This window comes from Blastopirellula sp. SH421 (assembly GCF_057808535.1).
Map to the genome: position 1 here is coordinate 521022 of NZ_CM173712.1, position 26390 is coordinate 547411.

A 26390-nucleotide genomic window follows, 5' to 3' on the forward strand; every position below is an offset into this window, starting at 1 on the left:
CCGTGTTCTATGTTTTCGTCCATCTTCAAATAAGGCGGCTTCAAAACTTGCGTAACGGGCAATGGAGAACATGAATTGAGGTTTGCATCTGCGGCGCAGAAAAAAAGCCGCGGTCTATCGACGGCGGCTTTCCTTGTATTATCAAACGACTACTTGGCAGCCGGTTTCGGCGATTTGCCGGCGTCTGGATTGGGCTTCGAGAGATCGATCTCGGCGACGCCTGTTCCGGCGTAGCCAGCTTTCGGCGTGCCGTCTTCGTTGAGCGCGTCGAGCGTCCAGAGCATGCCGCGGGAGACGACGCCGAGCCATTCGTCGGTGTTCATCGTTTCGTTGTGATGACCGAGCGTGGTGCCAAAGACCTTGGCTTTGCCGTACTGGTTGGTCCAGATGACGGTATGGTCTTTGTCAGTGTCTTTGCCGTAGGCTTGGGCGAGCGGCTTCATCTGCGGCCATTGCTTTTCGATCTTGTAAAGCTCGGCCACGGGGCGCTTCCAGACTTTGGGAAAGCCGGTCATGATCGGATTGTCCGCGGCCAAGGTGACCACGTCGATCGGGTGATGGCTCTCATGGCTGCGGGAGGTGACGCCAAGCAGCTTGCGCCACTCATCGGTGTCGGCATTGCGATAGCTGTGCATCGAGCAATGGACAACGATCGCCGGCACGCCGGTTTCGGTATGCGCCTTGACGATCCCCTCGACAAATTTGACATCGGTCACATCGCCGTAGCATTCATTATGGACGACGACGTCATACGGTTTGATCCAGTCATGGTTCTCGTAGACCGGCACTTTGATGTCTTTACCACTGCCGGTTATCGCGACGTCCCAGTCGATGTTGACACGCTGGCTAAGACCTTCGGTGATGATCTTCACCTGGTTCGGATAGTCATGGCAGCAGCCGCCGGTGATTAGCAGCCCTTTTAGCTTTTTGGGCGCGTCTTCGGCGAAGGTCGTTGTGCAGATCGCCAGCACGGCGATAACGGCCCACGCGGGCGAGTAGATGTTAAATCGAGACATGGTTGCGTCTCCTTGGGGGCAATAAGGATGGGGGCAGGGGAGTGGCGCTTAGGGGGCGCTGGGAGTCGTTTCGGCGTCGAGATCACCCAATGCGAATTGAATGCCATCAAGATAGAACGCCAACATCTGCGGGTTCCAGTAGATTTCTTCGCGATGTCCGAGCGAGCTGTAGAAGACGCGACCTTTTCCCCAATCGCGAACCCACGAGACGGCGAAGTCGCCATCGTCACGCTTGATGCTATCTTTTGTCATGTCAGTCTTCTCGACGTCCAGCGACAGCAGCACGTGCAGCGCTTTGCGCGAGTAGGGATCGCGGAACTGATAGATCTCGTCAACGATCGAAAAATCTTTGCCGCCAAAGGCGACCATCAACGGATGGCTAGGGCTATCGACTTTGACGCCAACTTTCTCGTGCCAAGGATGGGCGTTGAAGTATCCGCCGACCATCTCGCCGAATTCGGGCCATTTGTAATTTGCGTCGCTCGCGGCATGAAAGCCGACCAGCCCTTTGCCGCTTGACACAAAGTCGAGCAGGCTTTGCTTTAGTTTTGCTTCCGCTTCAGCCGCGGTGAGCGTTTCGCCATACTTGGCGGCGATTTGCGTCAGGTCCTCGGCCCGAGGTTGGATCCATTCGCCGGTCGTGTTGACCATCACGACGCCGTCGTACTGGTCAATGTTGCCTGGCCATAGTTCGGTCAAGTCGTCAGTAATCTTTGACTTGAACGCGCCGCTCTTGTCCCCCAAGATCTGCACCGCTCGACCCCCTACAGGGATCGAGCTGTGGCGATAGCCGGCGTGACGAAGGAAGACCAACACATTGCGGTCTTTTTTGGGAACCGCAGTCGCTTTGGCAGGCGCCGCTTCTTCAATCTTCTTCAGCTCATCGGGCTTGGCCAATTCGCGAATGAAGATGTTGCGGAACCAGAGCGTGTTGCCGTGATGTTGCAATTCGATCTGACCGGTCGGATAGATCGGCTTGTCACGTTCCCAGTAGTTTTCCAACACCACGTTGTCGGTCACCAGCTTGCCATTCAGCTTTACCGTGACGCGATCGCCGATCATACGGATATACATCGTATTCCACTCGCCGATCGGATTGTCGGCGATGATCGTCGGCGCGGAGGGATTCTCTTTGTTGTTGTAGAGACCGCCGGAACCGACCTTCCAGTGATTCGGATCCCAGATCTGAATTTGAGGGCTGCCGCGGACGTAGATTCCGCTATCGCCATCCTCTTTGATCTTCCAGTCGACATACATCTCAAAGTCTGCATAGTCTTTGGAGGTGCAGAGGCTTTGACCTTTGCCATCGTAGATCAGCACGCCATCTTCGATCGACCAATGCTCTCGCATCGACGCATCCGCTTTTTCTTGCTCGGCGGCGAGCGTTTCGGGGCTCATCTCGGCCCGCTTCGGCGGACTGGCGACCAGCCCTTTCCAGCCGGAGAGATCTTTTCCGTTGAATAATTTTTGAAAGCCTTCTGGCGGCTTTACGTCTGCGCCGGCATCAGCGGCCCAAGCGGCCGGTGCGGCGAGCAACAATGCGAACAGAGCAATACAGCGTTTCATTAGCAGTTTTTCCTCAACGAAGGGCGGGATTAGGTAGGCAAGGTGGGGACGGGTTGCGACGAAGCAGCCCTAAATATCATAATCGAACTCTATGACAGGAGAAACTAAGCCAGATCCGCCCCCGGCCCATCGCATGCATCGACCCCTCAGTCGTTCGTTCGCCGCGGTCGCTTTCTACCCAACCCTGCTCTTTAACTGGTCAATGGTTCGCCTTTTTCGCCGTTGGCGGTGGTGGGATCGAATTGATGAGCATGTTTTGATCGGGGCGCTGCCGACCGAAAAAATTACCACCGAGATCATCGCCGCCGGCGTCACCGCGGTGGTCAATACCTGTCAAGAGTTCGCCGGGCCGCTAGCGACCTACACCAAATCAGGGGTCGAGCAGCTCCATTTGCCGACGATTGACTTCGTCCCGCCGTCGCTGGAAGACGTCAAGCGGGGAGTCGAATTTATCGATCAGCAGATCGCCGCCGGCAAGCAGGTTTACATCCATTGCAAAGCAGGCCGGGCTCGCAGCGCGACCATTGTGGTCTGCTGGCTGATCAAAGCCAAAAATATGACCCCGACCGAGGCGCAGCTTTTTTTGATCAGCAAACGCCCGCAAACGCTGCGAAGCGTGCATCGTCGCCCAGTGGTGGAGCAGTTTTATCAGTGGTGGCTCAAAGAAAAATCGCAGTTGCCGCCGCCAGACGCTGCGCCAGCGCCGGAATCAACCAATCCGCCGGAGTAATCGTTTGTCGCGGCGACGACAAAATGGTCTGATTTAGCTCGCCAAATCGGTCAGAAAAGCTACGATATCGAAACGGCAGGTCCGTCCCGCTCTTCGCCTTCGAGGAATCGTTATGCCGCGTATCGTCGCCATCTTGTTGCTGCTGACCTGGGTCGGATGTACTGCTCAAAAAGAAACCGGCTCACCGCAAGCCGACGATGGCCCGGCGCTACGCAAAGTGCGCTTGGCCCTCAATTGGTTTCCTGAAGCGGAGCACGGCGGATTTTACGCCGCCCAGCAGCAAGGCTTCTTCGCTGACGAAGGGCTGGATGTAGAGATCATTCCCGGTGGACCCGGCGTTCCGATCATCCAGCAAGTGGCGCAGGGAAATGTAGAATTCGCCGTTGCGAATGCCGATCAGGTGATTCTCGGCCGCGCGCAAATGGCGAACGTCGTGGCGCTGATGTCGCCGCTCGAGAAGAGCCCTCGCTGTATCCTGCTGCATGCCGATTCGCCGATCAAAACCTGGGACGAGCTCTCGAACTGCACTTTGGCGATGAACGGAGGTCGGACGTTTGCGACCTATTTGCAAAAAGTATTGCCACTGAAAAACGTGCGGATTGTGCCTTACAACGGCAATCTTGCTCAATTCTTAAGTGACCCCAACTTCACTCAGCAAGCGTATGTCTTTAGTGAGCCCTATGTGGCGCAAGAAAAAGGAGCGAAGACGCGCACTCTGATGGTGCATGAATTGGGCTTTAATCCTTACACCAGCATTTTGATTACCAGTGATGATCTATTGCAGGCCGAAAAAGATCTGGCGGTAAAGATGACGCGCGCCAGCTTGCGCGGCTGGAAGCATTATCTCGATTCTTCAAAAGAGACGAACGAGCAGATCGCGACCCTCAATCCTGAACTAGACGTCGCCGCGCTGGAGTTTGGAGCCGCCGAGATTCGTAAGCTTTCGCTTCCTACCACAGATGACCAGTATGGTCGCATGACGTTGGCCCGCTGGACCGAGCTGCTGGATCAAATGGTGGACGTCGACGTCGCCAAACAAGGCCCGGTTAAGCCGGAGGATTGTTTCGCCGTAGATGTTTTCGCGCTGGCGACACAGCAGTAGCAGCTTTAAGGACTGCTCTTTTTTTCAGCGGTGACCAGTTGCTCGACCGCGACCAACAAACGTGGCGCTGCGGCTGGCGCTAGCTCTAATAAGGCTTGTCCGCTGCGGATGGCGTCGATCGCTTGTTGACGCAGTGCGTCGTCATTTAGCTTCTCGGCCAGATAGAGCAAGTTGCCGGCCGCAACCGAATTGCCGGCTGGGATTGCATTGTCAGTCGAAATCTTGCCGCGGACGATGATTTCTTCTGCGTCGGCGGCGGTAAAGTAAAAGCCGCCGAGACGCGCATCGCCAAACAGTTCGGTCTGCTGCGCGGTGAGACGCTGCGCGGCGTCGAGCCACTTGGGTTCGTCGGTCGCTTGATGCAGTGCGATCAGCCCATCAACAAGCATCGCATAGTCATCTACATAAGCGGCGATTTTGGCCTGACCCGCTTGGTAGCTCCGCAGCAAACGACCATCGGCTGAGCTGACATTGGCCAGCAAGAAGTCTGCATTGCGAGCCGCGGCGTCGAGATAATCTTGCCGCTGCAAAATCCGTCCCGCGTCGGCCAGTCCTGCGATCATTAATCCGTTCCACGCGGTCAATGCTTTGGTGTCGACCGCCGGCTGGATACGCTTGGCACGTGCAGCAAGCAACGTTTCACGTAGCGTTTGCAAACGCGTTTGCAGTTCGGCTTCGTCCAGCTTCAGGTTCTGCGGCAGCTCGGCGATCGGCGCCTGAAGTTGCGGGACAAAGTAAACTTCTTCAAAGTTGGGAGAGCCTCCGAGGCCGTAGACCAATTTGGCCAATTGCAATTGCTCCGGCGAAAGCAGTGAAGATAACTCGGCTTGCGACCAGCGATAGGACTTGCCTTCTTCTCCTTCACTGTCGGCGTCGATGGCTGAGTAAAACTGCCCAGCAGGGCCGGTCAGATCTCGCAGCACAAAGTCACACGTTTCTTCCGCGACGCGGCGATACTGCGGATTGCCGGTCAGCTGAAATGCTTCGGCGTAGATCGAGGCGAGCTGCGCATTGTCGTACAGCATTTTTTCAAAGTGCGGAATTCGCCAAAAGCGATCGACGCTATAGCGATGGAGCCCGCCGCCAATGTGATCGCGAATCCCGCCAGCGGCGATGCCATCCAACGTCGTGGTCAGCATCTTCTGCGCGGCGGCGTCGCCTGACTGGGCGCGAGCCAGCAGATATTGCAGCGTTGCAGGCTCTGGAAATTTCGGCTGATTGGGATCATCGGCCGAGAAATTAAAGCCGCCGTGCTCGGGATCAAAGGTTTCGGCGATCGCGGCGTCTGCGGTTGTCAGCAGCTTCTCGTCCAGCGCCAGAGGCTTGAGCGTGACACGCGGCCTGAGCGCCTCTTGGATCATCGTGCTCAATCCGTCGCCGCTCTTGCGCAGGTCTGCTTCTTTGTCTTTCCAGAGCAAAGCAACGCGGGCAAGGACGGTCAGAAAACCGACTTGCACATTGCGATCCCCATCGCGAGCCGGCCAATAGGTGCCGCCGTAAAACGGTTTGCTGTCTGGAGTCAGAAAGACCGACAGCGGCCAACCGCCGCCGCGGGGAATGATCTGGACGGCCGTCATATAAACATGATCAATGTCAGGGCGTTCTTCTCGATCGACTTTGATGCAGATGAAGTGTTCATTCAGAAACTTGGCGATCTCTTCATCGGTAAAGCTCTCGTGCTCCATCACATGACACCAGTGACAACTCGAGTAGCCAATCGAAAGAAAGATCGGCTTGTTCTCTTGCTTCGCCAGTTCCAGCGCGGTCGCTCCCCACGGATACCAATTCACCGGATTGTGAGCATGCGCCAACAGGTAGGGACTGGTTTCCCCCGCCAAATGATTGGCCGGATGCTTGGGGGCGGCAGGCTCCTCTGCGGATGACTGACACGCGACCAAGGCGAGCGACAGTAGCAAGAGCACGCGAAGTGAAGCAGACATAGAGCGTCTCGGCGAGCAGGATATGAGGCGGGAGGTCTGATCGTACCATAGCGGCGGGAGGGAAGCGAATATTCCCGAGCGGTCGCTGCGAGCTGCTGTTGGACTGCACATAAAAAAACACGCGGTCCGAGTTGGACCGCGTGCTTGCAATTGAATTAGATTCTCGTCCCGAGTTTAGTCAAGGATCGAGCGGAAGGTGACGTCGCCAATGGTCAGCAACTGACCTGGGGCAAGTTGGGCCAGATCGATCCGATCGCGATTGACGAAGGTGCCGTTTTCAGAGCCAAGATCCCGGACCAAGACTTCCTCACCGCGAACGAGGATTTCGCAATGCTCCTCGGCGACCAAGGGATGACTAAGCTGCAAGCTTGCGTCGGCGCTCCGACCGATTCGCACCGGCAGTTGCAGCAACATCTCTTGAGCATTCATCTCGCCGCCGATTACTTCCAAACGCAGGAAATGCACCTTCGGCTGGGGCAGAGAAGAGGAGGCGAATTGTTTGTTGGTTGCGATCATAACTTGTGGTATCCACACGAAATTCTAAGACATCCTGTCTCGTCATCTTTCTAGACGCAGTCCGAGCTGAAATTGTTCGCTTGGCCGCTGTGAGAAAGTTTGCCCTATGCGAGGGAGCATTTGACGAGGAGAGGATGAAGATTAGAAGCAAAATGTGGGCCAAAGGTTACATTTGCCAGCGCAATTGGCAAAAAACAATTTATTGGTCCCTGTGTCCAGTCTCTAGGAGGGGTGGGGTTGGAGGGAAGTGAAAGAAAAAAAGGGAAGCGAAGATTTCTTCGCTTCCCTCCTGAGATTGACTGAATGTTGAAGTTCAGGCTTCGATTTAGAATTTGTCGTCGTCAGCTTCCGCTTCGGCCGCTGATTCTGCGGCTTCTTTCTCGGCTTGCTGCACGGCGACTGCGGCGGCGACGGCTTTGATGACGCCAACGTCCAGGCTCACTCGGCTGGTGGTCCCGGTCTCCGTGACGCTTCCATTGATCAACAGTTGCGCATCCTTGCCGTCGAGCGCCGCCAAAGCTGCTTCGATCGGAGCGTTGTCATCAATGCTCTTGATGAACTCCAAAATTGGTTTCGAGGAGACCACGATGGTCGCCGGACTGGTCATCGGTTGACCAGCCCCTGCGAGCGAATCATCGATCGCCTTCTTCAGCTTCGCGATCGCATCGGTGCCGATCGATAGATAGGCGGCCTTCTCGCCGATTCCCAGCACGATGGGCAGCTTCTCGCCAAACAGCTCGCGAGCTTCTTCTTCGCTGGCCGGAACCGGACCTTCGATCACGTGGAAGCTGACCCCTTGGTGTGAGTCTGCGTTCCATTTGACGCCGGGGAAGTCAGGCTGGTCCTCGACCAACTTCATCATTTCTTTGAAGCTGTCTTCGACCCGCTTGCCGTCCGAAACGAACCCGCCAAAGAGGAAGGTCATTTTGCTCGGCGCTAGATCCACGGTCATGCCCATGTCGATCTTGCCGGCTTTGATCGTTTCGATCAGTGCGTCAAACGACAAGTCAACCAAGCGATTGGCCGCTTCGCGCGACTTGTCGTCCAGGTCATCGCTCTTCTCGATTTCGGCGAACGCTTTTTGACGGCCTGCATTCATCTGCTTGACCGTAGTTTCGATCTCTTTTTTCGCGATTTTGCTGGCGACGTGCAGCGTTCCGGCAGCTTGATTGTTGAGGAATCCGGTGAAGTCGCTGGTGACTCCTTGGTTCATCGCTAGTTGCTCGGCAAGCTGCGATCCCGGCGCCACATTGTAGCTAAAGTCGAGATAGGTTTTGCCGACCGACTTGTCGACGTTCCAGCCCACCGTCAGGTCGGTGATCTCGGTGAACAGACGCTCAAGTTGAGCAACTTGCAGCTCGACCATCTGTTGGCGTTCGGCGAAATCGGCGTCCGACTCACCCGGCTCTTGCTCCAGCGAAAGTTCGATCCCACTGCGCATTTGGGCGAGGATCATTTCGTGATAAAGCTGGGGAATGTTTTCTAAATAGAGCTTGATGCCGAGGTCATAGTCGGTCGCCAGCGATCCCAGCAAGTCAACAGGCTTGGCCGGCGTGTTGGCCAGCGATTCTTTGTCTTGTGCGACAAAGGCCCAGCCTTCCACTTCTTTGTAATAGATCGGCAATGGCGCTTCGAGCATGAAGACGCCGTCTTCCATGTCTTGCGGCTCACCCACTTGATCCTGCAGGATCAAAAGGAGCGAGTCCAGGTCGGAGACCGGGATGAAACCGACATAGCTGAACTGTTGGCCATCGGTACGAACAACGACGCCGATCGGGCGCGTCTTATCAATTCCTTGGGTGAACGGCGCCGACATCATCGCCGCCATCCGGCCGTAATCGGCGAAGTCCGCCATTTCGGTCAGGTACTGGAAGTCACCAAGTACTTTTTTGAATGGAGCGATCGAAACGACCGCGACCGTTTTCAATTCGGTCGCTTTTGCTTCGTCTTGAGCTTGGACCAGCGTTGGGCAGGTCGCCAGCGCCAATGCAGCGAGCCAAATCCACGTCGATTTCAATAGCAGCTTCACTTTCGTCTCCTTCGGATGTTTTTTTCTGCGACACAGGCTATCGCAGTCGCTTGCCGTTTTGGGGGGCTATGCGCCAGATGCCAACAATTTAACGGTTGTTGGGTTAATACGAAAGCCGCATGCGCGTGGGTCGTTGCGCACCGCGACTTCTAGGCAAGCCGTGCTTTTAGAAACTACCTGCGAAAGAGAACGCAGGTTTTCATTTTCGCCGGAAAAGTCAGCTCTGGCTGAATCAGGGCGCCAGCAGAGGTGGTCTGTGGCCCAAGACCGGCGAGAAATTTTAGCGTTCGCGGAAAACGATACGACCCTTGGTCAGATCGTAAGGGGAGAGTTCGACGCGAACCCGATCTCCAGGAACGATACGAATAAAGTGCTTCCGCATTTTGCCAGCAACGTGAGCCATAACCGTCGGCCCGTCGTCGAGCTGCACCCGAAATCGGGTATTCGCTAAAGCTTGGGTAACGGTGCCATCGACTTCGAGGGCTTCTTCTTTCTTAGCCATAAACTCTTGCTTCAGTTTTCCTCTAGGACCTCAATAGAAGGGTGAAGAAACACCCTTCCCACCATAATATACCGGTCAAACTGGCTGAAGCCAAGGGAAAGAAGCTTTTGGGCCATTTCCGCCTGAAAATGTAAGAAACAGCCGTGGTGGGGGATGACGAATATCGAAATCAGAATGTCGAAGCGAAGTCAGACAGATACCTGAATAAATGGGGGATTTGCGGGCAATAGGATGTTTCCGGGTGCCATTGCCACGGCCTTGCGTGGCAATGAACGCGGTCGGCGATACGGAGGAGGTGAGAATCTCGGTTGGTCGTCTCGGTCCGGAATTGCCAAACTTTAGGGCGTCGTTAAACGGGGTTTTCACGCACCAGCGGTGCGATCCCAGGGCTTTTACTGGGTTTCCGTTTCTATTGCGTCAGTTCGACCCGATGTCCAGCCGGATCCGTGACGACCGCGCGACGACCCCAGGGAGAATCTTTAGGCGGCGACACTGAATGCACGCCTGTGGCGAGCAGCAGAGCGTAGGTTAAATCCACCGACGCGACCATAAAACCAACCCGGGTTGAGGTGGTCGGAAGGTCTCCTTCTGCCAGCGGATAGATCTCAAACACTTGGCCGGCGACTTCGCTGGCCAAGTGAATCGGTCCCGAGCCATGTGCATGGCGGATAAAGTCGAGGCCGAGCGCACCATAAAACGCTTCCGCGGAATCCAAGTCTGCAGCGCGGAGCACCACCAAATTGCAACGTGGTAACTTTGGTGTCATGTGTGTTGCTCGGTGATTGGAGCCGCATTCCCTCGGGCTCGCGCCTCGGGCTGGTGTCGAGCTTATTCGAGCTTCGTGCTTCTTTCGTCATTCAGGCTTCGACATTTATCCCATGCAACTCTGCATGTACTTCAAGCTGCCATCGACCAGCTTTTCCAGGCCCGGCTCATAGTCAAAGACTTCGACCGAGACCCAGCCGTCGTAGTTGACTTCTTTTAGCGCGGCGAAGATCGGGTGGAAGTCGATTTCGCCCATGCCGGGGCCCAGCTTGTTGGCGTCGTTGGCGTGGAAGTGGGCGATGTGCGGGACACTATCGCGGATGATTTGCGGGATCGGCTTGGCTTCGCTCGACATCGCTTTGACGTCCAAATGCAGTTGGCAGTTGGGCGATCCGATCATCTCGCGCAGTTCCAGCCCTTTCTCGGCCGTTAACAAAAAGTCGCCTTCGGCCGGGCCCAGCGGTTCCAGCGCCAGCGTGATGCCGCATTCTTCGATCGTGGGCATCGCGCGGCGCAGGCAATCGGCCGCTAAACGCATCGCTTCGGCTTCGGTCACCCCGGGCAACAAGTTTCGCTGCTGCGGGCTACCCAGCACCATGATCGTGCCGCCTAGATCGCGGCAGAGTCGCGCCAGCTCGGCGAAGTAGTCGCTGGTCCGAGCGCGGACTTCGTCATCCGGCGTCGTCAGGTAGTAACCTTCGGTCTTGGCCAATAGCCAATGCAGGCCGATCACGGTGACGCCTGCATCTTCGGCGGCGCGGCGAGTTTCTTCGCGCTGTTGCGGCGTGATGTCGTAGGCGCTATTGGCCATCGTGAAGGGGGCGATCTCAACACCGGTGTAGCCAGCGTTTTTGGCGTACTCAAAACCGCGGGCCAGGGGCCAGTCTTGGAAGGTCTCGTTGCAGATGCCGAATTTCATAACACTCGTCAGGTAGGGTGAAACAGGAAAGAAGTGGGTGCAGTAGGGTAAAGTGCTTACGCGCGTCGGGCGCCGCTGATCAGACGCAGCGCCGCGACAAACAACGCGCCGCCGATGATTGACCAGACAATCGGCAGTTGAACTCCGCCGATCGTGATCGGCAGCGGCTCTGGCATGCCGGTAAACTGGGCCAGTTTGCCGCCGAGCATCGAGCCGACGAAGGCCACTGCGATCGAAACAAAACAACCGCCGTTGGTGCCGCCGACCAGGCTGCGCGCAACACCCCCGCAAACCGCGGCGACAATCAGAAACAACAGAATTTCAAACAGGGTCATGCTTCAGGTTCCTCAGCGGAGGAGGGAGATGCTTTCGCCGTGCGAAGTTTCGCGCGGATCGATTTCAGTCGCTCGGCCAGTTCCGCTTCAAAGCCGCGCGGGACCGGGCGGTAATATTCGCGATCGACGCCCAAGTAGTCTTGCGCGGCGACGCCGTCATCGGCATTGTGAGCATATTGATAGTCGGCGCCATGACCCAACGTCTTTGCGCCTTGATAATGGGCGTCGCGCAGATGCACAGGAACCGGAATCAAGCGACCTTCACGCACATCCTGCACCGCTTCGCCGATCGCGAGGGTCGCGGCGTTTGATTTGGGGGCGAGCGCCAAATAGGCGACCGTTTGAGACAGCGTCAGTTGGCACTCAGGCAGTCCGATAAACTCGCATGCCTGCATCGCCGAGACGGCGAGCGTCAATGCGTGTGGATCAGCATTGCCAACATCTTCACTGGCCAAGATCACCAACCGCCGCGTCAGGAAACGAACGTCCTCGCCCCCTTCCAGCATGCGGGCCAGCCAATACAACGCGGCATCTGGGTCACTGCCGCGGATGCTTTTGATCAGGGCGCTGGCGGCGTCATAGTGCGAGTCTCCATCGCGATCGTACTGCACTGCTTTGCGTTGCACCGATTCGGCCGCGAGCTCATGGGTGAACTCGATGGGGCGTGCTTTGCTTGACAGCACGCCGATTTCTAAGGCGTTCAGCGCTCGGCGTGCATCGCCGTCACTGACTTCGGCCAAAAAGTCGAGTGCGTCGTCGTGAATGTTGACCGGGATATTGCCGAGCCCCACCGACTTGTCGGCCAAGGCGCGATGGATCAGTTGTTTGACGTCGTCCGGCGACAACGGCTGGAACTGAAAGACCTGGCTGCGGCTGACCAGGGCGCTGTTGACGGCGAAAAAGGGATTGCTGGTCGTCGCACCGACTAAAATGATGACGCCGTTCTCGACATCCGGCAGCAGTGCGTCTTGCTGCGATTTGTTGAAGCGGTGGATCTCGTCAATGAACAGCAGCGTGCGACGACCGCCGACGGCGATTTCGTCTTTGGCTTTTTGCAGTACTTCGCGCAGTTCTTTCACGCCGCTGGTGACGGCGTTCAATTGCTCAAAGCGGCTGCGACATTCGCGGGCCAGCAGTTGCGCCAGGGTCGTTTTGCCGGTTCCTGGAGGACCATAAAAGAGGACTGAGTTCAAGCGATCGGCCTGAATCAGACGGCGGAGAAGCTTGCCTTCTCCCAGAAAATGGCGCTGTCCGGCGAACTCTTCCAGCGTGCGGGGACGCATCCGCGCGGCGAGCGGCTTGATGCGATCAAAGTTTTTCGCTTCCGCTTTTTCGAATAAAGAGGACACTGGCGCGACCATGGGGAAGAAGGTTTCGGCCATACTATTGGAATCGTATGGCGCCGACTGGGCAACCGGGCGGCGTCGCAATTCAATGGCAATTTTCGCCCCCCACTGACCAAAATGAAGTTACGCAAAATGCTCTGGATCGCCCTGGCCATGGTAGGAAGCGTCGTGTTGTTGTTCGTGTTGGCCATGGTGATGACGGTCGACGACTGGTCGCGGGATCTGTCGACCAACGAAGCGACTACCTCGGTCAAAGCCAGCGATCCGCTGCTTCGCACAATCTTTGTGACAGGAACCGCCGACTGTGCGAGCAAAGTGGTTCAAGCGCAGATCGCGACCATTCCGCGTTGGAGTGTAGAAAGCGTCGACGGAGGAGAAAAGACGGTCATCCACGCCACGCGCAAGACGCCGTTGTGGGGATTTGTAGATGACATCCGAATCACGCTAGAGCCCACCGGCAAGGGAAGGTGGATCTCGGTCTACAGCAAGTCGCGATTAGGCAAGGGAGATCTGGGGCAGAACCCGCGGAATATAAAAGAGCTGATGCGGCGGTTGCAGGCGGTGGATGAGAAGGCTTGGAAGTGCGAGTAGATTCGATCGGCTTTTTTTCGACAGGCAAAGAGCGGTCTATCCCGGCATCCCGCTGCGTAAGCGGAAGGCCATTTCCCAAAGTTGATCAATCTCGCCCCGCTCGATCACTTCGATTGGCTTCAAGCCGTCAAACGCTGAGTTGGGCGTATCGAACCAGGGGCCGAGTGAAGCGGGTTGGACGACTTCGCTCAGTGCGAGGTAGAGACGATAGACTTCGTTGTAGGGCCGGCGTAGTTTTTCGACTTGCAGACCTTCCAGCTCGACCTTGGCGAGCGTCCGCACCGAAACATTGACGACGCGGCCAAATAACTCGCGGCGCATTTGCAAGTGATCGCGAAGTTCTAGTCGCGATTCGTCGCCAGTGCGCAGCAGCCCGGCGCCTTTGAGGCCTTGGATCGGCACGATTTCGACCTTGGGGGCGTTGTTGACTTTCTTCGCGGTTGGTTTGCGGGGCGGCTGTTTCTGCTTAACTCTGCTCTTCATTTTTGCACCTCAAGTCATTGGATGATAAGATTCTACTCCGTTTAGAGTAATAGTGCAAGCAAATTGGCATGCAAAAATGCATGCTAATTTGGCCAGTACTTGGGGTGCGGGGGTAAATCTTCTGGCATCACCAACTGGAGCGAGCTTCCATCTCGGAGGCGGTCGGGAAAAATAACAAGATTCACGCCCCCTTTCTGACGCGCCGAGGGAACTTGCAGCGCTTCAAACCCAGCAAGGTGACAGCCACGGCCGATCGCCTGAGTCCATGACTCTTCTCCTTGCAATTGAATTGCAGACCAGTTCTCTTGGAGTAGATCCGCGAGCGAAAATCGAATTCGTCGACGGGTAGATGAAGAGGTGAGGTCAAGGACGACTTGAAGTTTCGCCTGAATCCCGGCCATGACGCGGGGGCGGATGCTGGAGGATGTGAATCCAAAATCGGCGAAAGTTTGATACGCTTCCTGCGTAGCGGTCAAGACATCTAAAGAACCATATACGGCGAGAATACCGCGACGGTTCCAACGTCCTCCATGTTGAGCAGCTCCCAAGCCGGAGAGGAAATCCGCCTGGTTCGCGTATCTTGTTTCGGCTGAACGGAGCAACGCGCCGTGGAATGCCTTCGCATTGGGAAGAAGGCTCGCAATCGTCTCGAAAAGTGCTAAAACCTCAGGCGGATCAGGAGAGGCCATCTTTGGCGAAATTCAATTCGGGAGCGAAATTCAATCCTGTGAACCGCAAGTATATCAATCACTTTCCGACAGTTCACGTAAGAAATGCAATCAAAGCGGCTGATTTGCCTTTTCTACGGAATCTCTTTCGGCAGCGGCCCAATCTCCGCTTTGCGGACAAACATTTCGGCGCCTTCGGTTTGTAGCAGCAGTTTGCCTTGTCGTGGGAAGACTTTGCTGGCGCGATTGACGACGACTCCGTTGACGCGATAGACCAGCGAGTCGCCGACGCAAAAGCATTCGAGCTTGGTCCACTCTTGGCCGGGGCTTTCGACATCGCGCGGGCCGTGGTAGTCGACGACGTCTTTCCAATCGGGATCGCGGCCGTACCAGTTGATGCGACCTTTGTTGAAGTAGGTCGCTTCGCCTTGGGGTGACCAGACTGCTTCGCCGTCGCGATCGCGAACGATGGTGCAGGTTGCTTCTGCTTTCATCGGTTGGCCGTTGGCGTCTTTGCCTGGTAGGACCAGGATGTCGCCGACGCCCCCTTCGATGATTTGACATTCCAGCGAGGTCATCCACGGACCTGGTTTCTCTGGCGTGCCGCCGAAACCGCCATCGGGACCTTGGCAATGCAGCAGCACGCCGCCGTCGCGAGCGCGATCTTTGCGGGTGAGTAAGGTCTCAGTCCCCCAGCGATACTCGATCACCAAGTAGTAGTCAGCGTATTCTTGGTGCGTGATGAGCCCTCCAAAGCCATCACCGGAGATATGCAAGACGCCATCTTTGCTCATCGTAAAGACGTGACGCGGATCTTCGTAACCGCCGTCGGTCAGCCAAGTGTAAAAGTACTTAGACAGGTCACCATCGCCGAGCAGTGAGATCGTCTCGGTCGGCGTGATCGCCTTTGCCATCGGCGGCGAAGGCTTTTCCGCTTGTGCTAGGGAAGTCGGCAAACCAATCAGCAAAACAAGCAAGGCGCAAAGACGATTCGCAGGCATATTATGGCGAGACCTAAACGGAAAGAGGCGTGGCGGGATCTTGGGATTTCACGAGATATCTTAGGCAGACTTCCCAGTGTCGCAGCTCTCGTGTCGCTAATCTAGGCGTTTATGGATCGTTTGTGGGCGTTTGTTTGCGTTGCTTCGACAGGAAGGTGTCGCGTCTAATTCGCCGCGGCGGTTGTTTTGAGCGTCGCAGGCCTGATTTCTTCAATCTCAAAATCATACGTGAAGCAATCGTAGTAGAGGTTCGTTTCGCCCGCCTCAAATTCGCCCCGTTGGAAGTCGATGTTATCGGAGGGGGCCGCCAGTTTGGCGGGTGCAAGCGTTTGCGAATGATCGCTGTTACAGGCCATGCGATAGGGATCGAGCCCGCCAAAGTAGAAATCAGCGACTTCTTGCTGTTCGCTTGGGGTTAGGTGCGGCATGTTTTGCTTGGCGGTAAGACCTCGGCAGACGTCGACCGGAACCCAGCCGTAGGGCGCTAGATAGATCTCGGACCAGTCGTGGATGTTCAGTCGATTGGGGAAGATCGTCCAGCCTGACTGCCAGCGGGCCGGGATACCGTTAAGTCGGCAGAGCGCGATGTACAGCATCGCTTCCTGGCCACAGTCGCCGTAACCTTTCGCGCGGCAGTAGTCGCTGAGATTGCGAATCGTGCAGTACTCGATCGACAAGCTATAGCGAATGTTTAGCCCGATCCAATCATAGATCTTACGTGCGATGATCGCCGGGTTTTTCTCGTCGCCGACGAACTGCTGGGACAGCGCAATCAGCTCTGGGGTAAATTCGACATGAGGGCCTTCTTCCACAAACTTGGCGACCTCAGCATCCTGCCCATTGAAAGGAGTTACGATGGCCGGATCCAGCTCAAAGCGGATACAGTCATGTGCGTAAGTAAAGTGCATCTTGAATCGAGTTGGCTCGCCCGACACGGCGGTTTGCTCAAAATAGGCGGAGCGAATCGGACTGTCGGCCGGCGCGATCTCAAGTGGAGGAGTCGAGCTGGAGATCAGGTGAAAGTCACGCTGGAACGGAAAGTCACGCGGGATCGGCAGCCAGGCTTTGATCGTCGCTCCGCCTAGCGCTGCGTCGGCGTCGACCGCTGCGGTAAAGTGAACATCGTATTGCTTCGTCAGCACATAAGGACGTTGCTGGGCTTTTGCTGCGGCGCGAATCTGACGACAAAGTTCTAACTGATTGCGTTGGACCACAGGGTCATCGGCCGGAGGAGTGCGGCGATCGTTTAGCATGGGATCGCGGTAAAAGAGATTGCGAACACTCGATCGCATGTAATAACGGGCGCCGTCGATGTCGCGATAATCAAAACGCCCCTGGTCGATCCACTGATTGAATTCGGCAGGCGTCGCCTCTTTGACCCCTTCCAAGACTTTGTGTTGCAGGTCGCTGTGCGTCAGCGAAAAGTCGCGCCGAATGCGGCGGAGGCGATCGCGCTCGAACAGCAACGCCTGCCGCGTTGATGCGGTGAGGTCCGGCTGTGCCAGAGCGGCGTCGATGGTTTTTGCGGCTTGCTGGTAGTCGCCTGAGCGTTCTAACTGCTGCACTTGCGGCAGTACATCTTCTGCCGAGCAAATAGGGGATGCGACAACAATCATGACAGCGACCAAAGCGATGCGCAGAACAGCCGACAACATGGGCGAGCTTTCCAAGAAAGAGAGACCAGGGGAGGCTTGGCATGACGGGAAGTTCGCGGGCTATTCCCATCCTAGCAAGTAGCCCGGCACGGCGACTCTCTATTTTGCGCAGAGGTCTGTCGTATTCGCGTTGGCGGACCCGTTGAGGCTGCCCGCTTTGTCGCGTCAGCGCCATAGGTCTGCATGGGTAGCGACGTGGTGCTTTTCGTCCTACCGCGCGTCTCGCGGCGCCGCCGCAATCTTGCCGGGGATGCCTCCTTCGTAGATGCTGAACTCGCCCCAGACCGGCATATGGTCGGAGATCTCTAGTGCTTCATCGATCGACAGATTGAACTCGCGGACGAAGTCATGCACGCCGCCGCGGCCGGTGAACTCGCTGGTTGCCGGCAAGGTGAAATAGAGATTGTCGTAAGCGGCCGATCCCCGGGTATTGGTCATCATGCCGGTGACGGCCGATGTGAGCCCGCTCAGGCTGCCGAGTTCTCCGAGGTTACGTTCGTCGGTGTTAAAGTCGCCTACCAGGATGACGTCATCTTCGCCGCGACCATCGCCGCGCACGGCTCGCAGGACGTCGTCCATGACGTTGATTTCGGATTCGACCTCGTCGGGGTCGGTATGAATGTTGACCAGCGTGAAGGTGAACGCTTGCTCTGGATTGGGACCGCGAACGCGGAACCAAGCGACCAGCGGTTCACGATGGAGCGCATCGCCGGGATCGTCAATGGTGTAAAGCTGCGTCCGATCAATCTCGATGCTGGCCGTGTCATAGAGAAACGCGTATTGTTCTTTGCTATCGGTTCGACCTAGCCGTGGTCCGATCACGTAGTCGTAGTGACGTCCCGCCGTGTTGATTTGATCGACAAACTCAGGCAAGATCGATTGGTCGAGTGAACGAATCTCTTGGATTGCAACCACATCATACTGGCGAACCATTTGCGCAAGTCGAGCCATCACATGCGGCTTGTCAGCTTTGCTGCGGCCAAAGACCTGAATATTGAACGACGCGATCCGGATTGTCTCGCCGCCGCGGCTGATCGGCGCTTTGCGGGTACTGACCAGTTGGCTGGAGCTTGAACCAGACGCATCGGCGGATGCCGTTGCGTCACGAGGAACCACTTTCAGGGCATCCAGCCCTTCGACGCGAAAGTTCTGAAAGAAGAACCAGGTCGCTCCGCAGGCGATCGCGGCCAACGCTAGTCCGCTCGCTTTGTTCACCATGTGCTCCAGGTCAGAATAATGCGCCGGTTAGGCAAGGTCTGCGGCATCGGCGCCGGTCAGGAAACTCTGGAGAATTTCGTCGGCAATTTCTGGAGCCGAGAAACTCCTTTTCGTTGTATCGGCTAGAGGTTCGCTCTATCTTGGAAGGGCTGTTCGAGATCCATACGCGTGGGAGAATCGATGCGGTTTACCTGGTTGCTAGCAACGGCATGCTGGGCCATGGCGGCACAAACGGCATGGTCCGACACCGTCATCTTGGTGAGCGGTGGAAAGTTGTTAGGCGACTTGCAAGAGTCGTCCGACGATGCCGATGCGCCGCGAAGGATCGTTTTGCCGCAAGGGGTGATCGAGCTGGCTCCCGAGCTGATTGCCGATATCGAGCAGGAGCCGCCAGAGTTAGCCGAATATCGCGATCGAGCCAAGCGTGCCGCGCCAACCCTGATCGATCAATGGAATCTGGTTCAGTGGTGCCGACAAAACAGTCTCTATGACGAAGCGAATCTCCATTGCGAGCAACTGCTAAAGCTGGACCCCGATCATCTGCAAGCCCGCACTTTGCTCGGCTACCAGCAGCGCAGCGGCGAGTGGGTCCAGCGCGAAGACTATATGCAGTCGCGCGGCTTTGTCCGCTACAACGGTCGTTGGCGAATGCATCAGCAGGTACAGCTGCTAGAGGAACGACGACTGATCAAAGCGGCGCAGGTCGATTGGCGCGTCAAGTTGCTCCGTTGGCGCGATTCGCTCGGCACGCCGCACGAACGTGAGAATCAGATTGACTTTTCCCAGTTGCGTGATCCGATGGCGATGGAGGGTTTGATTCGTCTGCTAAGCCGTGAAGACAACATCAAGCTGCAGCGACTTTATATCGAAACCTTGGGAAACCTCGATCAGCAAGTGGCGCTCGGCTTTTTGCTCAATCATTCGGTCTATCAAAACAACCCCGATCATCGCGAGATGTGCATGCTTGAAGTCTTAAAGCATCGACATCCGGCCATGATTGAGCGGTATGCTCGGTTTCTGGATGTGTATGACAACAACCTGGTCAATCGCGCCGCCGATTGCCTGGCGGCGCTGGAGTATCCATCGGCGGTGCTGCCGTTGGCCAATGCGTTGCGCACACGTTTGATCGTGCGTGAGTTTCGCAAGGATTTCGCGGGCAGGCCTTACGAGCGAAATGCGGTCTATCACTACTCGCGTTTGCCGGCGACTCAACGTTTTGATGTCACGGGGCCGAGACCCACTTTTCAGATGAGAACCGTGGATGACATTGTAGAGACCTCGCAATCAACGCACGTGATCGCCTGGGTCGAAAACCCCGGCGTTTATAACGCACTCCGCAAGCTGACCGGCGGTAGAGATTTCGGATATATCGCCGATAGTTGGAAAGCCTGGCACACGCAGCAGCAAGTCTCGGCCACTCCGATCATTCAAGCTCGGCGCGGAAATTAACCTCGTAAGGATCAACACCGATGAGCAAGCCAACCGTCGCTATCTTGGGCGCCAGCAGCAATCGAGCCAAGTTTGGCAACAAATCAGTGCGTGCTCATTTGCAGCAAGGGTACGACGTCTACCCGATCAATCCTCAGGCCGGCGAGATCGAAGGCTTACAGGCCTACGCCAAACTCGCCGACTTGCCGATCGACAAGCTGGACCGAATCAGCGTCTATCTGCATCCTCAGATCGGGATCACGTTGCTACCGGAAATCGCCGCCGCCGACGCCAAGCAAGTCTTCTTCAATCCCGGCGCCGAAAGTGAAGAGCTACTCGCTCGCGCACGCGAGTTGGGCATTGATCCAATCCACGCCTGCAGCATTGTCGACGTCGGTATGTCGCCGCGGCAGTTGGGCGATCAGTAACCGCTACGCCGCTTTCTTGGCTTCTTTGTTAAGCGACACGCGCCGCGGCAACCAGCCTTCACCGATCACATGCAGCGCAACGCGGTCTTCTAGATTCGGTCGGAAGACGGTCAGCAGCAACAGCGGCATGTACCACGCAAGATAGGTCGTCCCGTCATTGGCGTGCCAAAATTGGGCGGCCAGCATGATCGCGGCGCTGCAGCTAAGCATCGTCCCCAGGTTCTTTTGCGCCGGCCAAAACGCCAGCCCGCACGCACAGATCACGAACGCCGCCAAGATCGGAATGCGGAAGTCGTTAGAGTAAATGAAGTAGTTCCAAAAGCCGGTAAAGCCTTCACTACGCGGGCTCCACAAGCCAAACATCGCGCTAAACTGATTGACGAACGTCGTTAGGTTGGGCGCGACCAGCGCTAACGTCAGCGTTAGCAACAGCAGCATTGCGGTCACGCCGATCACAAACCGAACGACGCCTCGTTGCCAATAGAAGCTGATCCACAACGGCAGCAAAAACAGCGGGTAATAGACGGTTCCGATCGCCAAGCCCAGGAAGATGCCAGCCCAGGTTGGGCGGCGATAACAAAGGATCGCCCAGACCAGCAGCGCACCCGGCAACACGTGATCAACGCGGCCGGTGTATAGCGCGGTGTACGGAACCAACAGGTACAGCAGCGCGGCGCCGATTCCCATCGAGAGATTCTCGAAGTGTCGATAGCCGATCAGCACCATGCCGACCAGCATCGCCAGATTTGACAAGATCGCGACAAGCTTGGTCAGGATGACGATAATCCGCTGGCTGCGCGCATCTTCGTTGGTGGTCGGTTCGGACTGGGCGAACTGCGAAGTCGGAATCCGCGGCAAGAAGCTCAGCAATCGATAGCCAGGCCCAAAGTGCCGCAATGACTTTTCGACTTCTTCAGAGTCGCCGCTGGCCAGCATCATCTCGGCGGCGCGAATGCCGCGCACGTCGGCGTCGCTGGGACGACCGACCAGGATATTGGCCATCAAAAAGATAAACAGGGCGATGCTCATAAACGTCATGCCGCCCACGGTCAGATTCGGCTCCAGCATCGGACGACGAACCATCGTCGGATCGATAAACAGCCGCACGACCAGCAATCCGCTCAGACAGAAAAGCCAGATATAGCCATACTTTTCAAGCTGTCGGCCGATGTCACGCGTCGCCGTGCGGGCCGCTTCTTGATCATCCGCTTCCAAGGGATTCTCGGGTAGCGGGACTACTTCGGCCAGCGCCGGTTCTTCGCCGGGTTCCAGATCAAACGAGTTTGACAACTCGGCCGTCGGCGGAAGCGGTAGCTGCGAGTTGGGATCGTCGGGCGAAGCGTCAGGATTGATCGCTGCAATCGCCGACTGAGAAGATTCTAAAATCTGCTGCTGCCCAAAGTGGACCATCAGCATCCCCGGCGCCATCAAGATAATCAGGAAGATGTCGAGGTTACGAACGCTCCAGACCCGATTGAACTTGAAGTACAGACCGATCGCCAGCAGCGACGCGACATAAGCCCACGTCGAGGGATTGATGCTTTCGTACTGAAACAGGATCTCACGCATCGTTACTTTCGGCGTGAGCCAGGTTGCGGGTGCGCATATCGGAACCGCCGCCGAGCGATCGCGGTGGCATCCAAGTCAGGTTGGGGAACAAGGTCAATCTATTCAGCATATTGGTTTTTGCGTCAGATGCAAGAACAAGGCCCGCTGCCGTGGGGGCCGAACAATGCCGTAAGCCGTTATTAAAATTGGGGTTGCGCAAACAGGGCGGCCTGTACACGAGTATCGCGCCTCAGCCAACGAATCGCGGATATTCAGCCAGAATAAGGCCTAAGCGGTGCGATGCTTTCCATCGCTTCCCAAAAACAGCTGCACCGTGTGTCACAGAGCACGAACAACAAAGAATCGTAAGTCGCGGTGCAAGCCACAGAAACATGGTCCTAGCTTTTCAATGGCGAATGAAAGCGGAAAGCGGACCGGACCGGGGAGCGTTTTTTTTGCATGCCTCCAATCTTCGAAGCCCGAATGCGCGAGCCAGGGAACTGCGGTTCCAGAGAAATGACAAAGCTTGAATACCTCACATCGCCGCTAGAGGTTACCCCTGAGTTTGACACTCGTCTTTGGGCATTCGACAGTGGACTCCCCAGGTGGAGTGGACTCGCCAACGTTTTTTTTGTCGGCTCTCCCATCTAAAGGACATAAATTGGGTGGCACGCTCAGACTGGAGTAAAGCGGAAGGATGGGCGCATCGCGCGAAACGCCGCCCCACGGATCGCTCCTCTCCGAGCATTCCTCCCCCAGCAGGACAGCGGACTGTGGACTGGACAACTTTTTTTCTGAGTGTTTAGAGTGGACTGGACCTCGGCCTGTTTTTTTTCTGAGTTGATGACTGGACTACTTCGCTTCCCAATCAATCCGCCATTCAGATTTCAAACTTCGTGACTGGTTTCACAATGTGGACTGGACTCGTCACCGTTTTTTTCTGAGCAATCCAAGTGGACTGTGGACCGCAAGGTTTTTTCTCCCACTGAATAGCAGACCCCCCAAAGCCACATCCCGCGCAGCAAACAAATCCCTCAACCTCGCGTGAAGTTGTGGGTCTTTGCAGAGACGCCCTGCCAAAACTGAAATCCCTTGGCCGCACGGCGCACTTTAATGTGTGATTAGATTGTATCAATATCCTTGGTGTTTATCAAGATAAGAATTTGGATTCTCGCCGGGAATCAAGAGGGCGAAGAGCGGACGATTGTCCCCCCTAGCCCGAGGGCGCGAGTTTTGAGGTTGCGCTATTTCGAACCGCTAGGACACTAGCCCGCCAGCGCCAGCGAGGGAATCCGGTCGCTAGTTCAGACCGAGTTGGCATCGCCAAGCGGATTCCCTCGCTGGCGCTGCGGGCTAGTGTGAACGTTTTCGACTTAGTTCCGACCGCGTTTTTCCGTTCTTTCTTCGTGGCTTTACCGCGTTCCATTTTTTGGGGGTCGAATAGTGCAACCTCAAAAGGCGCGAGCCGAGGGAAAGCGGATCGAAGCGTTGGGAAAGCGGCCAGTCGATTCAAGCCGCAAATCGGTAACGCCTGGCCGAGCATCTTTACACCAAGGCCCAGCGGGTCGACATAAAGTAGCCCGGGGCGCTCGTCGCGCTAGCGACGGAGTCCTGAGTAATCGTTCTTCGGGAAGCGATGGTCCTGTTGCCAGGCCACTTCCATGCTGTGCTTGGCATTAGCTCGTTGAGAGGGTCTTGATCTTCCTTTTCTCGCTACGTCAAACTCGGTGAATACGCAAGCGATCGGGGCTGCGCCAATGAGCGATACGGCGATGAGTTTGTCAATGCGAAATGACAGCTGGGTTACGCCTTTCGGCTAACCCAGCCTACGCGACTTGGTTCAATAGCCGTTACCCTTTTTCCCGAATTCAACGCTGCATTCACTTCGTCAACACCGAAGAACGAAAGCCCTGACTCATCCGTGATCCTCACGCCCACAAGAACGGAATCGCTCATAAGCCCTCCTGATGATGGGTTTACGAAAGCCTGGCAAGCTCTCAGCCCACAACTTCAACTGTACCAACGCCAAGCGATTCAAGAAACGACATTATTAAGCCGACCTCTTCTGGAGAGAGCGGAGCGTCCGATGATAGCATAATATTCTTACCCCAAATGTGTCCGCATAAGCGTGAAGCACCAATAGGAATCGAAATATCCACGCCCGGCCCCATTGCCTTTTCCTTGCTTGTGATCCTCTGAAGAATCCGTTGAGGGTTTCGGATCGGAGTTGATCCGGCAGCAATTTCAGCCATTGATGCTTTTGCTCGTGTCCGTTCCGCATCAAACGAATTGCTTGCCATAATGTTTGTCCCAACAAACTGTGATTGAAGCCCAGCAACTACGCTCGGTACATCCAGTCGCTCCGAATCGCCGAGCAGCAGATAGATAACTGCCATCGCTTCCCTTTCCAAATGTCACTATTGACCTGTGGCTACGGCGTGATACCACTTAGTTTGAATGCGTTTTTAGTAACCCGTGGGAAATCCGCAACTGGTATCATCATTTCTCCAGCGATCCCGTAGGGAACGGGCTGCAAGAACTGCCCGATGTCCTTGTCTTCAGCTACGAGGATAACGGGCGTGCGTGTACCCGTCGGGGTCGTTTCGTTGTTACGGTCGAAAGTTCTCAACCGTGCGTAATCTCCCGCATCATCTGAAATGGGCGTTACGAAGACCCCTCGTTGATCATCTGGCTTGGCGGAGAGAAAATCTATCTTATTCAGTCCATTTGTAATAATGTTTTCGGCACTCACGCTGTCGGTCCCATGATACCATGGACAAGACGCATTATGCACCAACACTCCGCTCTCGCCGACCCGGTAAACATGGTCGACTTCTACCTCAATGTTGTAAACCGGCTCCGCAGTTTCCCTTTCCCGAATCGTTTCGACCTGGGCCGTGCCCGTCAAGGTTTTGACGGTTTCGCCTGGCTTCAGATCGGCAGCGGAGATCCAGTCTCGTTGGTCGACGGACCAGATGGGATGCGACGGAGTGACCCCGATTGGGGCTGGTTCGCTGGTTAGTTTGAGGTCGAGCGTTTCGCCTGACTCGTGTTGAATCGTGCCGGTGACCAGGCGGTATTCGCTGGGATCGCAGTCCGGCGGAAGCGTCTCCAACGGCGGGCAGGCCTCGATCGCCAGCACATTGGCGATACCTTCGGCGCCCAGTTCCGGCATGCTGAGAAAGATCGTCTCGCCAGCGACGCAGGCTTGCGTTTCCACCCAGTCGACGCTGCGGAGCAACTGAACGTGAACGCAACCGCCGCCCGGTTTTTCCATCCGCAAACGAATGGTGCGATGATCGTCGGCCTGGATCCCGGACATCCAACTGGCGTCGAAGCCAAATTCGGATCGCTCGGCGGCGGTGAGGGAGTGGACATAGGCTCCCAGCGGGACCTGTTCGATCGGATGATTTGCAGTTGTCTGCCGGACTAGCGTGCCAGCGACAAAGCAACTGCCTCCAGGAGAACTAAGGCAACATAGTCTGTAGTTCGGGTTATCTGTTTCCGCAACCAGCTTCTTTAGGCTGGCGATCGTCGTCTCGTACTTCGTCAGACGAGCGTTCTCGTCACCACCTGCTTTCCCTGAGGGAACGGCACATTCAGTCCCGCTGCAGGTCGCAATTGCGGCATGTGAATTTCGCTCGTTTACCTTGTCCTTCTCGCAATCCGGATTCCAGCTTAAGTGCGTCTTCCCATTATTATCAACATACGCGGAAACAACGACTCGCTTGCCGCCGCTATATCCGTATCCTTTGACTTTCTGCGTAGCTGGTATGGAGGTTGGATCGCTTGGAGAGGCCCCAAAGAACTTGCTAATGGCATTCCACAGTTTGGTCGCCGCCGCTTTAATTAACTCCTTGGCTTTAGTTTCAATGGACTCACGAACCGTACGTATCTTGTCCTTAAGATCAAAATTCAGGAGTTTCGCAAGACCGGCGATCGCTACTTTCGCAATTTTTGTTACGCCGGCGACGATTGCTGAGCCGATACTAGACGCCGCTTTCGATGGATCGCTCAATGCCGATTTGAATGCCCCCATAACAAGTTCCAGGAAGGCGCCAATTTCTCCACAGCCGGTTCCAAGCGTGTCTAGCGCTACCAGCACAAATTCGACAAGCGGCCCAATGGGGCCGGACAAGGCAGTACGAACTGTTTTTTCGATGTAGTTGGTGACCGTGTTTTGCAAAAACTCAAACGTTCCGCCGGCTACCGCCTCAAGCTGTTTGGCAATACCTGTTTTGAAATCCTTAAAGAAAGTCGTGACGTCGTCTGTAAGTCCGGCGAAGGTTTGCTCGGCATACTTTTTAGCGCCGTCGAATCCACCGTCTACAAACGATTTTACGACGCCATAGCCAGCCATGAGCACGCCTTCTGGGACCGTGGCTCCAAGCACTTCCGTGATCCAGCCAAATATATTGCTGGGCGTCGATTTAAAGAACGTTAACACCGGATCAATTGCATCAGCGACTTTTCCAAACAGCGTATCGTCAATGGATTTCCGCTCGAGGAAGTCGTATGCGCCGTTGATGAGAGCAGTGGAAAGCTTCGTTAAATCAACGCCTTCAAGGCCAAGATAGTCCACTATCGCATCTTGCAAAACGCTC

22 protein-coding genes are annotated in these 26390 nt (G+C 56.0%); 5 read left to right on the forward strand and 17 right to left on the reverse strand.

Annotation, left to right across the window (positions count from 1 at the left end):
- Positions 1–149: 149 nt before the first annotated feature.
- Together SH421x_RS02125 and SH421x_RS02130 are read right to left on the reverse strand one after the other, a co-directional pair.
- Positions 150–1016, reverse strand: coding sequence for a ThuA domain-containing protein (locus SH421x_RS02125; RefSeq protein WP_488853664.1), 867 nt, complete (start codon positions 1014–1016; stop codon positions 150–152).
- A gap of 48 nt (positions 1017–1064) precedes the next feature.
- Complete coding sequence (locus SH421x_RS02130; RefSeq protein WP_488853665.1) at positions 1065–2582, reverse strand: 3-keto-alpha-glucoside-1,2-lyase-like domain-containing protein; 1518 nt, start codon at positions 2580–2582, stop codon at positions 1065–1067.
- Between the two features lie 133 nt (positions 2583–2715).
- Here SH421x_RS02130 and SH421x_RS02135 point away from each other — a divergent pair, with 133 nt between their 5' ends.
- Positions 2716–3312: a dual specificity protein phosphatase family protein gene (locus SH421x_RS02135; protein ID WP_488853666.1), complete on the forward strand. Its 597-nt coding sequence runs from the start codon at positions 2716–2718 to the stop codon at positions 3310–3312.
- Between the two features lie 112 nt (positions 3313–3424).
- A complete protein-coding gene (locus SH421x_RS02140; RefSeq protein WP_488853667.1) occupies positions 3425–4414 on the forward strand; it encodes an ABC transporter substrate-binding protein in 990 nt (329 codons plus the stop codon).
- A gap of 5 nt (positions 4415–4419) precedes the next feature.
- Here the strand turns inward: SH421x_RS02140 and SH421x_RS02145 are convergent, their stop codons facing one another.
- The 8 genes from SH421x_RS02145 to SH421x_RS02180 form a co-directional block, all read right to left on the reverse strand.
- Positions 4420–6354, reverse strand: coding sequence for a thioredoxin domain-containing protein (locus SH421x_RS02145; RefSeq protein ID WP_488853668.1), 1935 nt, complete (start codon positions 6352–6354; stop codon positions 4420–4422).
- Between the two features lie 174 nt (positions 6355–6528).
- Positions 6529–6870: an FHA domain-containing protein gene (locus SH421x_RS02150; protein WP_488853669.1), complete on the reverse strand. Its 342-nt coding sequence runs from the start codon at positions 6868–6870 to the stop codon at positions 6529–6531.
- A gap of 325 nt (positions 6871–7195) precedes the next feature.
- Positions 7196–8899, reverse strand: a complete 1704-nt coding sequence (locus SH421x_RS02155) for a hypothetical protein (protein WP_488853670.1) — start codon at positions 8897–8899, stop codon at positions 7196–7198.
- A 280-nt stretch (positions 8900–9179) separates the two neighbouring features.
- Positions 9180–9401, reverse strand: coding sequence for a translation initiation factor IF-1 (gene infA / locus SH421x_RS02160; RefSeq protein ID WP_488853671.1), 222 nt, complete (start codon positions 9399–9401; stop codon positions 9180–9182).
- 409 nt (positions 9402–9810) lie between these two features.
- Entirely contained in the window at positions 9811–10167 is a 357-nt protein-coding gene (locus SH421x_RS02165) for a VOC family protein (protein ID WP_488853672.1), read from the reverse strand.
- Positions 10168–10272: 105 nt separating this feature from the next.
- Positions 10273–11085, reverse strand: coding sequence for a sugar phosphate isomerase/epimerase family protein (locus tag SH421x_RS02170; RefSeq protein WP_488853673.1), 813 nt, complete (start codon positions 11083–11085; stop codon positions 10273–10275).
- Between the two features lie 56 nt (positions 11086–11141).
- On the reverse strand, positions 11142–11420 hold the full coding sequence (locus SH421x_RS02175) for a GlsB/YeaQ/YmgE family stress response membrane protein (protein WP_488853674.1): 279 nt from the start codon (positions 11418–11420) through the stop codon (positions 11142–11144).
- Positions 11417–12769, reverse strand: a complete 1353-nt coding sequence (locus SH421x_RS02180) for a replication-associated recombination protein A (RefSeq protein WP_488853676.1) — start codon at positions 12767–12769, stop codon at positions 11417–11419. The genes SH421x_RS02175 and SH421x_RS02180 overlap by 4 nt, the downstream gene beginning before the upstream one ends.
- 129 nt (positions 12770–12898) lie before the next feature.
- On the opposite strand from SH421x_RS02180, the gene SH421x_RS02185 reads away from it, so the two are divergent.
- Complete coding sequence (locus SH421x_RS02185) at positions 12899–13357, forward strand: DUF1499 domain-containing protein (RefSeq protein WP_488853677.1); 459 nt, start codon at positions 12899–12901, stop codon at positions 13355–13357.
- 36 nt (positions 13358–13393) lie between these two features.
- Here the strand turns inward: SH421x_RS02185 and SH421x_RS02190 are convergent, their stop codons facing one another.
- The 5 genes from SH421x_RS02190 to SH421x_RS02210 form a co-directional block, all read right to left on the reverse strand.
- A complete protein-coding gene (locus SH421x_RS02190; protein WP_488853678.1) occupies positions 13394–13840 on the reverse strand; it encodes a hypothetical protein in 447 nt (148 codons plus the stop codon).
- 83 nt (positions 13841–13923) lie between these two features.
- Positions 13924–14529: an RES family NAD+ phosphorylase gene (locus SH421x_RS02195; protein ID WP_488853679.1), complete on the reverse strand. Its 606-nt coding sequence runs from the start codon at positions 14527–14529 to the stop codon at positions 13924–13926.
- Positions 14530–14642: 113 nt separating this feature from the next.
- The gene (locus tag SH421x_RS02200) at positions 14643–15509 is read right to left on the reverse strand and encodes a 3-keto-disaccharide hydrolase (protein ID WP_488853680.1); all 867 of its coding nucleotides are present in this window, start codon (positions 15507–15509) and stop codon (positions 14643–14645) included.
- A gap of 164 nt (positions 15510–15673) precedes the next feature.
- Entirely contained in the window at positions 15674–17164 is a 1491-nt protein-coding gene (locus SH421x_RS02205) for a transglutaminase-like domain-containing protein (protein WP_488853681.1), read from the reverse strand.
- Positions 17165–17374: 210 nt separating this feature from the next.
- Positions 17375–18382, reverse strand: a complete 1008-nt coding sequence (locus SH421x_RS02210; protein ID WP_488853682.1) for an exonuclease/endonuclease/phosphatase family protein — start codon at positions 18380–18382, stop codon at positions 17375–17377.
- 219 nt (positions 18383–18601) lie between these two features.
- On the opposite strand from SH421x_RS02210, the gene SH421x_RS02215 reads away from it, so the two are divergent.
- The gene (locus SH421x_RS02215) at positions 18602–19831 is read left to right on the forward strand and encodes a hypothetical protein (protein WP_488853683.1); all 1230 of its coding nucleotides are present in this window, start codon (positions 18602–18604) and stop codon (positions 19829–19831) included.
- Between the two features lie 20 nt (positions 19832–19851).
- Positions 19852–20238, forward strand: coding sequence for a CoA-binding protein (locus tag SH421x_RS02220; protein WP_488853684.1), 387 nt, complete (start codon positions 19852–19854; stop codon positions 20236–20238).
- Between the two features lie 3 nt (positions 20239–20241).
- On the opposite strand, the gene SH421x_RS02225 is transcribed toward SH421x_RS02220, so the two are convergent.
- Both SH421x_RS02225 and SH421x_RS02230 read right to left on the reverse strand, forming a co-directional pair.
- Complete coding sequence (locus SH421x_RS02225) at positions 20242–21807, reverse strand: hypothetical protein (protein WP_488853686.1); 1566 nt, start codon at positions 21805–21807, stop codon at positions 20242–20244.
- A 1976-nt stretch (positions 21808–23783) separates the two neighbouring features.
- The gene (locus SH421x_RS02230) at positions 23784–24182 is read right to left on the reverse strand and encodes a hypothetical protein (protein WP_488853687.1); all 399 of its coding nucleotides are present in this window, start codon (positions 24180–24182) and stop codon (positions 23784–23786) included.
- Between the last annotated feature and the right edge of the window lie 2208 nt (positions 24183–26390).

Coding starts and splice junctions, on each gene's coding strand:
- SH421x_RS02125 (WP_488853664.1), bottom strand. CDS start 1,016: ATGTCTCGATTTAACATCTACTCGCCCGCGTGGGCCGTTATCGCCGTG.
- SH421x_RS02130 (WP_488853665.1), bottom strand. CDS start 2,582: ATGAAACGCTGTATTGCTCTGTTCGCATTGTTGCTCGCCGCACCGGCC.
- SH421x_RS02135 (WP_488853666.1), top strand. CDS start 2,716: ATGCATCGACCCCTCAGTCGTTCGTTCGCCGCGGTCGCTTTCTACCCA.
- SH421x_RS02140 (WP_488853667.1), top strand. CDS start 3,425: ATGCCGCGTATCGTCGCCATCTTGTTGCTGCTGACCTGGGTCGGATGT.
- SH421x_RS02145 (WP_488853668.1), bottom strand. CDS start 6,354: ATGTCTGCTTCACTTCGCGTGCTCTTGCTACTGTCGCTCGCCTTGGTC.
- SH421x_RS02150 (WP_488853669.1), bottom strand. CDS start 6,870: ATGATCGCAACCAACAAACAATTCGCCTCCTCTTCTCTGCCCCAGCCG.
- infA (WP_488853671.1), bottom strand. CDS start 9,401: ATGGCTAAGAAAGAAGAAGCCCTCGAAGTCGATGGCACCGTTACCCAA.
- SH421x_RS02165 (WP_488853672.1), bottom strand. CDS start 10,167: ATGACACCAAAGTTACCACGTTGCAATTTGGTGGTGCTCCGCGCTGCA.
- SH421x_RS02170 (WP_488853673.1), bottom strand. CDS start 11,085: ATGAAATTCGGCATCTGCAACGAGACCTTCCAAGACTGGCCCCTGGCC.
- SH421x_RS02175 (WP_488853674.1), bottom strand. CDS start 11,420: ATGACCCTGTTTGAAATTCTGTTGTTTCTGATTGTCGCCGCGGTTTGC.
- SH421x_RS02185 (WP_488853677.1), top strand. CDS start 12,899: ATGCTCTGGATCGCCCTGGCCATGGTAGGAAGCGTCGTGTTGTTGTTC.
- SH421x_RS02190 (WP_488853678.1), bottom strand. CDS start 13,840: ATGAAGAGCAGAGTTAAGCAGAAACAGCCGCCCCGCAAACCAACCGCG.
- SH421x_RS02195 (WP_488853679.1), bottom strand. CDS start 14,529: ATGGCCTCTCCTGATCCGCCTGAGGTTTTAGCACTTTTCGAGACGATT.
- SH421x_RS02200 (WP_488853680.1), bottom strand. CDS start 15,509: ATGCCTGCGAATCGTCTTTGCGCCTTGCTTGTTTTGCTGATTGGTTTG.
- SH421x_RS02205 (WP_488853681.1), bottom strand. CDS start 17,164: ATGTTGTCGGCTGTTCTGCGCATCGCTTTGGTCGCTGTCATGATTGTT.
- SH421x_RS02210 (WP_488853682.1), bottom strand. CDS start 18,382: ATGGTGAACAAAGCGAGCGGACTAGCGTTGGCCGCGATCGCCTGCGGA.
- SH421x_RS02215 (WP_488853683.1), top strand. CDS start 18,602: ATGGCGGCACAAACGGCATGGTCCGACACCGTCATCTTGGTGAGCGGT.
- SH421x_RS02220 (WP_488853684.1), top strand. CDS start 19,852: ATGAGCAAGCCAACCGTCGCTATCTTGGGCGCCAGCAGCAATCGAGCC.
- SH421x_RS02225 (WP_488853686.1), bottom strand. CDS start 21,807: ATGCGTGAGATCCTGTTTCAGTACGAAAGCATCAATCCCTCGACGTGG.
- SH421x_RS02230 (WP_488853687.1), bottom strand. CDS start 24,182: ATGGCAGTTATCTATCTGCTGCTCGGCGATTCGGAGCGACTGGATGTA.